Raw genomic sequence first — 12333 nt, forward strand, 5'->3', positions numbered from 1 at the left:
CCAATGCCAGGCCGGCGCCGCCGCCGCCCGCGCCGTCCCACATCGTGGAGCCGCCCGCGCCGCCGGTGACCGTGTGGCCCGCGGTGTCGACGGTCGCGCTCGCGCCCGTCAGCACCAGGCCGCCGCCACCGCCACCACCACCGCCCGAGTAGACGATGGCCGGCGGCGGGTTCGCGCCGGCCGTGCCGGTGAGGTCGCTGCCCAGCGTCACAGACGCGCTGGCGTTCACGGTGCCCGCGCCGCCGGCGCCGCCCGGGCTGCCGTTGGAGGTGGAGAACGCGCCGCCACCGCCGCCGCCACCGCCTGCGCTCAGGTCGGATCCGCCAGCCGCACCGCCGCCCGCGCCGCTGGCGGCGCTGTTGCTGCCGCCCGCCGTGCCGGCCTGGGCGGGCGTGCCGAACTGCGCACCCGCACCGCCGTTGCCGCCCAGCCCGGGATCGGGGTCGGTGGAATAGCCACCGGCGCCACCGCCGCCACCGCCGGCCAGCCCGCCCGCACCGCCCTGACCTTCATCACGGTCAGCCCGGCTGCCGTTGCCGCCGCCGGAAACAATCGTGGTCTGCGCCTGCACGCTGCGGATGGGAAGGGCCGAGACGGCCAGCACTGCGGCCAACGCAACCACATTAATCGCGAAGGCGGCGCTCGAACCATATTTCGGCGAACGCAAAGAATGAGTCGGCTCAGAACCAAGTCGGCCACTGTCGGCCTGCACGCAAGGGAGGGAATGAATTTTTTTCATGTTTCACAAGACGCACCGAAATGGGGCGATATGTGAGAATAGTAAAACATTAATACTACTTGTTAAGTAAGTATCCAGTACTTTTGGCGTAGGAGAAAACCTACCTTCACAAAGAGCAGCCCTAGGGCCGATGCCCAAGACCGGTATCTGACCAAGCTTCACTCACCGGCACGCATCGCTGCAACATGACCAATAACCCATCGCTGGGGGCTCTATTACACGAAGCCCACCCACCCCGTACGACGGTGTCTTGTCTACGTCAGACAAAGGACCGAGATTGAGATCAGTCTCGCGGCGGCTGGGGGTGTCCGAAAGCCCTCGGTTCCGAGCAGGGCTCATGCGTCAGCGGATGTCCAGCATTTCCCGGTGACCTTTTTCGGTGACCGCCACCACCTTGGCGTAGGGGACCTCCCCTGGCACCGCTTCTTCCGGAATCTGTGCGATGACGAGACCGGCGGCGCGTAGCAGCCTGATGGAATCGATCTCCTTTTTCCGGTAGGCGACTCTTGGCAGCGGCGCGCTGGCGACTTCCTTCAAATATTCCACGGCCGTGTTGTCCTCCATTGAATCCGGCCGAAGATACTGGCGAGGGAGGGCCTTTTGTCGGCCTTCAGGCTTAAGAAGTTGTCGGAAAAATCTGATGGAAAGTAAGCGGCCATTCGCCCCACTCGAGTAGATCCGCTGGCTAACGATGCTGTCCAGTTGACTTCTAACTGGACAGTTATGGACGTGAACCCGAAGTCGCGGCGCAGACACAGCGCTGAGTTCAAGGCACAACTTATGGCCGCGTGCGCGGAGCCTGGTGCCACGGTTGCGGCGGTAGCTCGAGCCTTCGGCCTGAACGACAACCTCGTTCACAACTGGCGGCGCGGTCGCGGCTGCGCGGGCGCTTCCAAGACCATCGGCACACCGCTGCATGAATAAGCGCCGGAGCTTGTTGCGCTGTCACTGCCTTCATCGCCGCCGCCCCCAGCACCGGCGCCGGCGGTCGCTCCGAGGGGATCCGTCTCGAGTTCAAGCGTGGGGCGATCGGCGTAAGCGTGACGTGGCGCTGAGCTGGCCCTTTGAATGACAGGACACGGTCTATCGCTTATCTTTAAAGATAGGAGTAGGACTGTGAGTACGACTAGGAATACGGATACCGTCGAAGTGATCATGAGGGACCAGCGCCGCAGGCGCTGGTCCCTTGCAGAGAAGGCCGCGCTGGTTCGTCGAAGCTACGAACCTGGCATGAGCGTGTCGCTCGTCGCACGCCAGGAAGGCGTTGCCGCCAGCCTGCTGTTCCAGTGGCGCAAGCTGGAGCGGCAAGGGGCGCTGACGGCTGTATCGGCGGGCGAGGCTGTGGTGCCGGCTTCGGAACTGGCAGCCGCTCGTGCCGAGATCGCCAAGCTACAGCGCGTGCTTGGCAAGAAGACGCTAGAGAACGAGATCCTCAAGGAAGCCGTGGAGTACGCTGCAGAAAAAAAGTGGATTGCGCGCTCGCCCTTGCTGGCCGGGGACGGCCAGTGAAGGCCGTCTGCCAGGCCCTGGGGTTGGCGCGCTCGAACATTCATCGCTTGCAAGCTCGCCCCGAGTCCTGGATCGACGCCCGGACACGACGCACGGCGCCTGTAACCGCCGTGGCCTTGCTCGACGAGATTAAGGCCCAGATCATCGAGTTGCCGACCTATGGCTACCGGCGTGCCTGCGCATTGGTGAACCGGCATCGAGCCACCACCGGTGCGCCGCGAGTGAACGCCAAGCGCATCTACCGCGTGATGGCGGCTCATGCATTGCTGCTACCGAAGGCGCCGAGACGGCGCCAGTCCAGCCGGCCCCATGAAGGCAAGGTAGCCGTCGCGCACAGCGACATGCGCTGGTGCTCGGACGGCTTCGAGATCAAGTGTGATTCGGGGCAGACCGTGACCGCGACCTTCACCAAGGACTGCTGCGACCGCGAGATCCTGGCCTATCGGGCATGGGAGGGCAAAGGGCTGCCGGGCGAGCCGGTGCGCGAAATGCTCATCGAGGCCGTGGAGAAGCGCTTCGGCGGCGTCGAGGGTGTTCCCAGTACCCACGCCTTGGAATTCCTCTCGGACAACGGAGGCGCGTACATCGCGGCCGAGACCCGGCAGATCGCTCGACAACTGGGCCTGAAGCCAGTGAACACGCCTGTGTGCAGCCCGCAGAGCAACGGCATGGCTGAGAGCTTCGTCAACACCTTCAAGCGCGACTACGTCAGCCGCATGGACCTCGCCAATGCGAAAACGGTGATGGCGCAGATGGCCGCGGCCTTCGAGCACTTCAATGAGGTGCGCCCGCACTCGGCATTGAAGATGAAATCACCCAGGGAGTTCAGGCAGCATCGCGCTGCCCAACAGCGTCTTGCTCACATCGAGCAGGCGCTACATTGCGAATAGCCCGTGTCCTGAAATACGGGGGCAAGATCAACCAATCCCAGAAAAAGAGAAGCCCAATGGGGACCTTTCCTGGGTTCGCTATCTCGCCGCAACCCTACTCTCAGCTTCGATGCTAGGAGTCTGGACGCCGAGACCCCGACGCTGCGTGCGATGCGAGCCTGTAGCATCCGGCGCTTGCGCAGTTCGATGATGAGCGAAGCCTTGGCGGAATCGATAGCCCTGGGAGAGGGTGTGGGCCTGGACGATGTCTTCACACGCGCGGCCTCACCACCGGCCAGATAACGGCCAAGCTACTTCCTGGCCGTCGCGGCGGTGACGCCGTGCGCGGCCGCAGCGCGGACAGCATCGAGGCGCCCGCGCGGTCATCTGCTTGACCATCTCGACTCGGCCGGCAAAGGTAAGTCGGGCATCTACAGCCGCGCCGCCCGGGCTTGGTGCCTAATGTGATGCTAGGTACGTTTGGCAGCCTTTCTAGTTACCACCCAGCCCCACCCCATCAGTGCTCTGTTCAACGCGCAGCATCCCGAATCATGTTTCGAGCAATCACCAACTGCTGGATTTGGCTCGTCCCCTCGTATAGTCTGAACAGCCGCACATCGCGGTAGAAGCGTTCGATGCCATGATCGGCCACATAGCCCGAGCCGCCGAAGATCTGCACTGCGCGGTCGGCCACGCGGCCGCACATCTCCGACGCAAAGAGCTTGCAGCATGAAGCCTCTGTGGCCACGTTCTCGCCGTTGTCCCGCCGGCGCGCAGCATCGACCACCATGCATCGAGCCGCATACACTTCCATGCGGCTGTCGGCCAGCATGGCCTGCACCAGCTGGAACTCCGCGATCGGCTGACCGAACTGCTTGCGTTCCACCGCATACGCCAGCGCGTCTGCAAGCATGCGCTCGGCCACGCCCACGCAGATCGCCGCGATGTGGATGCGGCCTTTCTCGAGCACCTTCATCGCAGTTTTGAAGCCCATACCCTCCTTGCCGCCGATGATGTTGGCGGCTGGCACGCGGCAGTTCTCGAAGATCACGTCGGCCGTATGCGCGCCGCGTTGTCCCATCTTCTTGTCTGGCTTTCCGATAGTTATGCCAGGCGTGTCGCGTTCGACGATGAAGGCCGACACGCCGCCCGCCCCCTTGTTGGCCGGGTCGGTGCGTGCCATGAGCGTGAAAAGGCCCGCATGCGGCGCGTTGGTGATGAAGCGTTTGGTGCCGTTGACCACATAGTGATCGCCTTCGAGTCGTGCCGTGGTACGCAACGAAGCGGCGTCGGAGCCGGCCTCGGGCTCAGTCAGTGCGAAAGATGCGATCAGGTCGCCGCTGGCCAGCAATGGAAGGTACTTGTCCTTCTGCGCCGTCGTGCCGTCGATCAGGATGCCCTGCGAGCCGATGCCAACCGTGGTGCCAAACAGGGAACGAAAGGCCGGCGAGGTGCGCCCCATCTCGAACATCACCAGCGACTCCTCCTCCATCGTCAGGCCCAGGCCGCCGTAGTTCTCCGGCACGGTGAGCCCGAACAGACCCATGTTTTTCATAGCGCGCACGATGTCCTGCGGAATCTCGTCGGTGTCGGCCACCTCCTGCTCGGCGGGCACCAGACGTTCCTGAACGAAGCGGCGCACGCTGTCGAGCAAGGCATTGAGGGTCTCGGGGTCGCGGATCATGTCGTCTCCTGGGTCTATTGAATGGAAGAAGAAAGTCGCGCACGTGCGAGCAGTGCCTCGGCGCGAAGAATCACGGGTCGGTCGACCATCGCGCCATCGAGTGCCACAGCCGCACCACCCGCAGCAGCTGCGGCGGCTAGCGTGCGACGCGCGGAGTCGATCTGCGCGGTCGTTGGCGCAAAGGCTGCATGCACCGCGGCCACCTGGCGCGGATGGATGCACAGCTTTGCGCCGAAGCCCAGCCGTCGGGACCGGCTGCTTTCGGCGTACACGCGCGCAGCGTCGTCCAGTGCGGTACTGACACCGTCAACAGGCGACGCGATGCCTGCCAGTCTGCTGTGCAGGACCAGTTGCGAGCGGAAGAACAGCAGTTCCTCGTCCTCGCCGTCGATACCTAGGTCGAGCTGGAAGTCGATGCTGCCAAACACCAGCCGTTGCACGCCAGGCGCGCGAGCGATGGCCAGCGACGCCGCGATGCCGTTGGCGCTCTCAATCAAGGGCAACAGAGCGCACCCCGGCAACGCCAGCCCCAGCGCCGTCAGGTGGGCGGGCTGCTCGGCCTTGGGCAGCATCAAGGCTGGTGCGCCCATGGCACAGGCCTGTACGTCGGCCGCATGCCACGGCGTGTCATACGCGTTGAGGCGGACTACGATCGATGTGCCGACCGCTGCACCCGCACGCCGTGCGCGCAGCCACTGCGCAACCGAAGCGCGGGCAGTCGGCTTGTCGGCATCGGGCACCGCGTCTTCCAAGTCCAGCACCACCGCATCGGCGCCCGAAGCCATGGCCTTGTCAAAGCGCTCGGGCCGGTTGCCCGGCACGAAGAGATAGCTGCACGCGTTCACGGCAGCAGCGCCGACACGTGCGGCCAGTCGACCAGTGTCCAAACGCGTGCGATGGCGGCCTCCATCTCGGCCGCACTTGCGCCCTGCGCATAGGCGCCCAGCTGGCGCGCCTTCGTCTCGATCTCGTTTCGCTGCAGCGTGTTGCCGGGATCGCCCTTTGGTTCATCCACGCGGCCGTGCAGACAACGGCCGTCGTGGGTCCGCACCTCGACCTTGCCAATCCAGCGTTGCGGGTAGGCCGCATCAACTTCGGAGTCGAGCTGCATGCGTACTTTGCGTCGTATCTCGACCACGCGTGCGTCGAGGAAGTGAGCATCGAACTCGGCCAGTCCAGCGCGGTCGAAGACCGCGATCAGCCCGAGCACCGTGCCCATCGAGAACTTGCTTTGATGCACGGTCTGCGGCTCGACCACCGGCCCGAGGACGTCGATCGCGCCCTGGTGGACGAACGTCGTCACCTGCACGAGATCGGTCGACTGCAGCCCGTTCCTGCGCATCACCTGCTGCAGCGCATCGGCTGCCGGATGCGTGTGGCGGCACGAGGCGTGGAACTTGAACGAAGTTTCCGCCAGCGCCCAACGCGTGCCCAGGCGATCTGTCAGCCGTGTGGGATCGGCATCTCGGGACAGGCCCGCGCCCATGCCTTGGGCGCCTTCGAGGATGCGCCGCGCACCCGTGAAGCCTTCGCGCGCCAGGTACGCCGCCGCGAGGCCGTCGGCAGCGGCCTTGGCCGTGTGCAGTTGCTTCGAGTCCGCGGCGTCGCGCAGGAATTCCCACAGACCTGCGGCCTGCGTGCCGGCCGAACCGAACGCATGGAGCATGCGCACCGCGTCGAGCCCGAGCAGCCGGCCGACAGCCGCGGCCGCCGCGACGGTGCCAGCCGTGGCGGTGGTGTGGAAGATCCGGTAATGCGATCGGCCCAGGAACTCACCCACGCGAATACCGACCTCATAGCCCGCAACCGATGCCACAAGCAAGTCGCGGCCCGAGGCTCCGATCGCCTGTGCCACCGCCAACACCGGCGGGAACACCACCGCCGCCGGATGGAATACAGAGCCGTTGTGCACGTCGTCCTGCTCGGCCACATGTGAGGCCGCCGCATTGACCATGGCCGCGAACATCGGGGTGGTCCGCGTGCGCGAGATCAACACCTCGCTCGGACCGGCAGTCGGCCCCATCGCCCGCGCGAATCCCGCGATGGCCTCGACTGGTCGCGAGCCCTTGCCCGCCAACGTAGAACCAAACCAGTCGAGGAACAGGTCTTCCGTACGACGCAGCACCGGCGCCGGAATGTCCTCGAAACGGAGGCTGGCGGCGAACGCGGCGAGAACGCGCGACGGATGGTCTTGCTCAGTCATGGCAGTGCCTCTCTTCAGAACGAACGCGGCAACCCCAGTACGTGCTCGGCCACGTAGCTCAGGATCAGGTTGGTAGAGATGGGTGCGACCTGGTAGAGCCGCGTCTCACGGAACTTTCGCTCCACGTCGTATTCGTTGGCAAAGCCGAAGCCGCCGTGAAACTGGATGCACGCGTTGGCTGCTTCCCAGCTGGCCTTGGCCGCGAGGTACTTGGCCATATTGGCCTCGGCGCCGCAGGGCTGGTGCGCATCGAACAGCCCGCAGGCCTTCCAGCGCATCAGGTTAGCCGCCTCAACTTCGATATAGCTCTCGGCAATGGGAAACTGAACACCTTGGTTCTGCCCGATCGGGCGGCCGAAGACCACGCGTTCGCTCACGTACTTGCTGACCTTGTCGATAAACCAGTAGCCGTCACCGATGCACTCGGCCGCGATCAGCGTGCGCTCAGCGTTCAAGCCGTCGAGGATGTACTTGAAGCCCTTCCCCTCCTCTCCAATCAGGTTTTCGGCCGGAATCTCGAGGTTCTCGAAGAACAGCTCGTTGGTTTCATGGTTAACCATGTTCGGGATCGGACGCACGGTCATGCCGCTCTTCTCGGCCTTGCGCAGGTCGACCATGAAGATCGATAGGCCCTCGCTCTTCTTCTTTACCTCGGCCAGCGGCGTGGTGCGCGCCAGCAGGATCATCCAGTCGGAATGCTGCACTCGGCTGATCCATACCTTCTGTCCGTTGACAACGTAACGGTCGCCCTTCTTCACCGCAGTGGTCTTGACCTTGGTGGTGTCGGTACCAGTGGTGGGCTCGGTCACGCCCATCGACTGCAGCCGCCATTCGCCCGCAGCGATCCTGGGCAGGTACAGCTCCTTCTGCGCGCGCGAGCCGTGACGAAGCAGCGTGTTCATGTTGTACATCTGGCCGTGGCAGGCACCGGAGTTGCCGCCGCTGCGGTTGATCTCTTCCATGACCACCGAGGCTTCGGCCAGACCCAGGCCTGAGCCGCCATACTCGGTAGGGATCAAGGCGGCCATCCAGCCGGCCTTTGTGAGCGCATCGACGAAAGCCTCGGGATAGGCGCGTTCGTGGTCCACCTTGCGGTGGTACTCGGCCGGGAATTCGGCGCAGAGTGCGCGTACGGCGTCGCGGATGTCTGCGTAGCTGTCGGGAATGAAGGTCATGGGCTAGATAGGATCGATGAAATTCGTGGGGAAAGGCCTTAGCTTCAGGCGAGAGTGGCGGTAGCTTCCATGCACAGGACGCCGGAAGCCTTGCGCGCCCACAAGCGCACTCCGAGGCCGTCGGACTGCGGTTCGGCGCAGGCGGCGAAGCGCTCGGTGTGCACGATCGGGCTCAGCGCGCGGAATTCGAAGCTGCGGATGACCGCATCGGGCCGGTGTGCTGCCAGCCGGTCGCGCAGGTGGTCGAGCAGCAGCGTGGCGATCAATGGGCCGTGCACCACCAGTCCCGCATAGCCTTCGACCTGCGTCACGTAAAGCTGGTCATAGTGGATGCGGTGGCCGTTAAAGGTCAGCGCCGAATAGCGGAACAGCAGCACCTCGTCGGGCACCACCTCGCGTACCCACACCGGGTCGGGCGATGCCTGCGCAGGCACTGGCGCAGGCGTTTCGGGCACTGGCGCTTCACGGTAGACGATATCGTGCACGTCGGTCACGGCCAAGCCACCGGCACCGCTCAGTTCGTGCTGCACCTTGACGAACACCAGCGTGCCGGTGCGGCCGGTGCGCACTTTGACCTCGGCGATGCGCGACACGCGCGTGACGGTCTCGCCGATCCGCAACGGCTGGTGGAACTGCAATTGGCTGCCGGCCCACATGCGCCGCGGCAGCGGGACCGGTGGCAGGAAGCCGCCGCGCCGCGCGTGGCCGTCGGTGCCGATGTCACGGCGCCGCGTTTGCGGCAGGAAATAGAGCCAGTGCCAGGGCGGTGGCAACTCGTCCCCGTCGACTGGCAGCGGATCGTCGCGGTCCAGCGTGGCGGACAAGGCCGCCACGGGTGCAGCCGTGACGACGTCGGTGTGCGTCTCGCTGCGGCCGATCCATTCGGTCAGCCGATGCATGTCGGTGTCTTTGCTGTGCATTCGATATGTCTCTGTGGGTTCAACCGCAGCGTCAGGAGACCGGTCGGTCGAAACTGTCGCCTAGCTCGCGCTTGACCACCTTTCCAGTCTCGCTGCGCGGCAGTTGCGCGATGAGCACGAGCGCGGCCAGCCGTTGCGACTTTCCCAGCCGGTGGTTGGCACATGCGCGCAACGCGGCCTCGTCGATGTCGTAGCCCTCGCCCCACTACGAAGGCGGCGGGCGTCTCGCCCGAGCGTGACGAAGGCACGTCGACGACGGCCATGTCATCCACGGCGGGGTGCTGCTGTAGCACTGCTTCGAGGTCGCTCGGGTAGAGGTTGAAGCCACCCGAAATGAGCATGGCCTTGCGCCGGCCGACCAGCACCACAAAACCGTCGGCGTCGAAGCGGCCGACATCGCCGGTGCAGATGAAGCACTTGCCTTCGGCGTCGAACCACTCGGCCCCGCGCGTCACGTCGGGTAGCCCGTGGTAGCCGCTCATCATCGTGGCAGAGTGTTCGACCATTTCGCCGACCGTGTCCAAGGACAGCTCGAGCCCCTTCTCGTCGATCGGCCGGATGTCATTGCCGGCGCTGGGCCGCCCGATGGTTTGCAGCTCTTCCGGGAAACGATGCGCCTGCAGCTCGGTGCGCCCACCGCCTTCGGTCATGCCGCGGTACTCGGTCATCTCAACCGGCCAGCGGCGCAAGACCTCGGTCTCGAGCGCCGCGGCAAAGGTCGCTCCCGCACTGAACTTACGGTGCAGCGCCGACAGGTCGGTGTGCTCTAAATCGGGATGGTCCATCAGCCGGTGGAACTGCACCAGCACCAGCAGGGACTGCGTGGCGCGATGCTGCGCGGCCAGTGCCAGGTAGCGCCCGACATCAAAGCGTGCCATCAGCACCAAGGTGCCGCCCAGGCCCAATGCGCCGAACAAACAGGTGAGCGTCAAATTCGAGTACAGCGGAATGGCCGGTAGCGTGACCGCATCAGGCCCGCAGCCGCCGACCGGCGCACGTTGCAATTGGGCACAACGCATGTGGGCCGATTGCAAGACGCCCTTGGACACGTCGATGCTCTTCAACGAATAGATGATGTTGACGGGCGCTTGCGGGGTAAGTGTTGCAGGCGTCGCCGCCTTGACACCGGCCAACCATGTCGACCACGGTATGCCCTGCGCGTCGCGGTCGTCGACCAGCACGCGGGTCAGCGTCGCGTCGACGGGCCAGTGGGCGCCTATCTCGGCGTCGGTGCACAGCCGGCGCACGCCCGCATTCGCGGCCAGGCCGATGAGCTGTTCGACCGTGGCCGACGGCGGACGTGGCGCTACCACCACGCCCGCGCGCGTGGCGCCCAAGTTAGCCACGACATAGACCAGCGATGTGGCCGCGCGATTGCGATGCTGTCGCCCGGCCGCAGCCCGGCTCGTGCAGCGCCGCCGCCACCCGTTCGACCCGCCGGTCGAGCATGGCGTAATCGAGCACCAAGGCCCCGTGCTCGCCCTCCAGCACCAGCGCCGGATGGTGCCGCGCAGCCGCGCTTGCAGTGCGCACCATATCGGGAATCAAGCCGAAGGCAGCGTCAGCGCCTGCCGCAACGGCGCGCGCCAGCCGGCAGCCGGCAGCCGGATCTGATGCGACACAGCCGCTCATCTCACAGCGCTTGTTCGAGGCCGAGGATCGCGGTGGCCTGACTCGACAGCGTGCCGCCGTTGCCATGCGCCAGCGCCGTCGTGACGCCGGCCACCTGGCGCGCGCCGCCCTCCCCGCGCAGCTGTCGCACTGCCTCGATGAGCGCGAAGATGCCATACATGCCGGGGTGCACGCAGGACAACCCGCCGCCGTTGGTGTTCACCGGCAGCCGGCCGCCGGGCGCGATGCCGCCGTTCTCGACGAAGGCACCGGCCTCACCCTTGTCGCAGAAGCCCAAGTCCTCGAGGAACAGCAACGTGTTGATGGTGAAGGCGTCATAGAGCTGCACGACGTCGATGTCCTTCGGCGCCAGCCCCGCCATGGCGAACGCATTCGCACCCGACTCCTGCGCGCAGGTAGTCGTGAGATCGTGCATGGCCGAAACCTGGCGGTTCCAGACTGCAGTGGCATTGCCCAGTACATAGACCGGCTTATTCGGAAGGTCGCGGGCGCGCTCGGCGCGCACCAGCACGTAAGCGCCGCCGCCGTCACTCACCAGGCAGCAGTCGCGCACGCTCAACGGGTCGCTCACCATGCGGCTGGCTAAGACGTCTTCAATGTTCATCGGATCGCGCGCGAAGGCCTCCGGGTTGAGCGCGGCCCAGGCGCGTGCCGCCACCGCCACTTCCGCCAGATGACGACGCGTGGTGCCGTACTGGTGCATGTGGCGCGAGGCCACAAGCGCGTATGCCGACAGCGGCAGCATCGGGTCGTAGGCCATCTCGTAGGGCTGGGGGTCGAGGAATCGGCGCGACGCCACGACCTCGCGGCGGCCGAAAGTGGCGCTGCGCTGTGCGCTACCGTAGCAGACCAGCACCGCATTGCACTGGCCCGACTGCAGCGCCATCATGGCCGGCAGCAGATGCGCGATGAAGCTGCTGCCGCCCAGCATGGTGCCGTCAATGTAGCGCGGGCGCAGACCCAGGTATTCGATGGCCGGCATGGTCCACATGGTGGCGCTGGCACTGGCGGTACAGAAGCCGTCGATGTCGCTCATACGCAGCCCGGCGTCGGCCACGGCACGGTGCGCTGCCTGTGCCAGCAGTTCCATGTCGGTGAAACCGGGCGTCTCACCGCAACCGAAGGTGGCCACGCCTGCAATCGCGGCGCTACCGCGCAGGGCCCGCAAGCCCGGGGAAACCTGGACGTGGCTCATGCGGCGTCTCCGGACGGATCGAACACCACCAGTCCGCGGCCGTCGGCAACCTGCACGCGCGCCTTCACGCGCAGCCCGATCTTCACCTCGGTCGGCGGGATGTTCTCGACGCGGCTCATCAGTCGTACACCTTCGTCGAGCTCGACGATCGACACGTTGTAGTCACCCCCAGCCTCGGGCTTACGACGCACCGTGGTGACGGCATACACCGTACCGGTACCGCGCGGCACAACCCATTCGGGCACGCTGCCGTCGAAGGGACTGAACTCGCGGGGGTAGTACACATGGCGGCCGTCGACGGTGCCGCGCTGGATCAGGAATCGACCCTGATCCAGCGCGGCCTGATGCCAGGCCTGCACGCCGGCGGCGGGCGCGGGGGTGGAGGAATTCATGGTGAAGCGGGTCTC

12 protein-coding genes and 1 pseudogene are annotated in these 12333 nt (G+C 65.5%); 2 read left to right on the plus strand and 11 right to left on the minus strand.

What is annotated here, in order from left to right:
• Together A9977_RS28180 and A9977_RS28185 are read right to left on the minus strand one after the other, a co-directional pair.
• Positions 1-613, minus strand: a pseudogene (locus tag A9977_RS28180) (hypothetical protein); the annotation flags it as partial.
• A 468-nt stretch (positions 614-1081) separates the two neighbouring features.
• Complete coding sequence (locus A9977_RS28185; protein ID WP_183028123.1) at positions 1082-1303, minus strand: hypothetical protein; 222 nt, start codon at positions 1301-1303, stop codon at positions 1082-1084.
• A gap of 159 nt (positions 1304-1462) precedes the next feature.
• Between A9977_RS28185 and A9977_RS34785 the strand changes: the two genes are divergently transcribed.
• Together A9977_RS34785 and A9977_RS28195 are read left to right on the plus strand one after the other, a co-directional pair.
• Complete coding sequence (locus A9977_RS34785; RefSeq protein ID WP_183028124.1) at positions 1463-1663, plus strand: transposase; 201 nt, start codon at positions 1463-1465, stop codon at positions 1661-1663.
• A 231-nt stretch (positions 1664-1894) separates the two neighbouring features.
• A protein-coding gene (locus A9977_RS28195; RefSeq protein ID WP_183028125.1) for an IS3 family transposase occupies positions 1895-3138 on the plus strand; the annotation gives its coding sequence in 2 pieces (ribosomal slippage) (positions 1895-2195 and positions 2195-3138; 1245 coding nt in all).
• A 508-nt stretch (positions 3139-3646) separates the two neighbouring features.
• On the opposite strand, the gene A9977_RS28200 is transcribed toward A9977_RS28195, so the two are convergent.
• Genes A9977_RS28200 through A9977_RS28240 form a run of 9 tightly spaced genes read right to left on the minus strand, consistent with a single transcriptional unit; the run spans position 3647 to position 12318 of the window.
• Positions 3647-4801 (minus strand): acyl-CoA dehydrogenase family protein, encoded by a 1155-nt coding sequence (locus A9977_RS28200; RefSeq protein WP_183028126.1) that lies wholly within the window; start codon positions 4799-4801, stop codon positions 3647-3649.
• Between the two features lie 14 nt (positions 4802-4815).
• Positions 4816-5646, minus strand: coding sequence for a CoA ester lyase (locus A9977_RS28205; protein WP_183028127.1), 831 nt, complete (start codon positions 5644-5646; stop codon positions 4816-4818).
• Positions 5643-7004, minus strand: coding sequence for an MmgE/PrpD family protein (locus A9977_RS28210; protein WP_183028128.1), 1362 nt, complete (start codon positions 7002-7004; stop codon positions 5643-5645). Before A9977_RS28210 ends, A9977_RS28205 begins: the two co-directional genes overlap by 4 nt.
• 14 nt (positions 7005-7018) lie before the next feature.
• Complete coding sequence (locus A9977_RS28215; RefSeq protein WP_183028129.1) at positions 7019-8179, minus strand: acyl-CoA dehydrogenase family protein; 1161 nt, start codon at positions 8177-8179, stop codon at positions 7019-7021.
• A gap of 44 nt (positions 8180-8223) precedes the next feature.
• The gene (locus A9977_RS28220) at positions 8224-9099 is read right to left on the minus strand and encodes a MaoC family dehydratase N-terminal domain-containing protein (RefSeq protein WP_183028130.1); all 876 of its coding nucleotides are present in this window, start codon (positions 9097-9099) and stop codon (positions 8224-8226) included.
• On the minus strand, positions 9066-10436 hold the full coding sequence (locus A9977_RS28225; protein WP_183028131.1) for a class I adenylate-forming enzyme family protein: 1371 nt from the start codon (positions 10434-10436) through the stop codon (positions 9066-9068). The genes A9977_RS28220 and A9977_RS28225 overlap by 34 nt, the downstream gene beginning before the upstream one ends.
• A 1-nt stretch (position 10437) precedes the next feature.
• Positions 10438-10731, minus strand: a complete 294-nt coding sequence (locus A9977_RS28230) for a hypothetical protein (protein WP_183028132.1) — start codon at positions 10729-10731, stop codon at positions 10438-10440.
• Position 10732: 1 nt separating this feature from the next.
• A complete protein-coding gene (locus A9977_RS28235; protein ID WP_183028133.1) occupies positions 10733-11926 on the minus strand; it encodes a thiolase in 1194 nt (397 codons plus the stop codon).
• Positions 11923-12318 (minus strand): Zn-ribbon domain-containing OB-fold protein, encoded by a 396-nt coding sequence (locus tag A9977_RS28240; RefSeq protein WP_183028134.1) that lies wholly within the window; start codon positions 12316-12318, stop codon positions 11923-11925. Before A9977_RS28240 ends, A9977_RS28235 begins: the two co-directional genes overlap by 4 nt.
• Positions 12319-12333: the final 15 nt, after the last annotated feature.

Source organism: Variovorax sp. UMC13 (assembly GCF_014170375.1).
Classification (GTDB): Bacteria; Pseudomonadota; Gammaproteobacteria; order Burkholderiales; family Burkholderiaceae_C; genus Variovorax.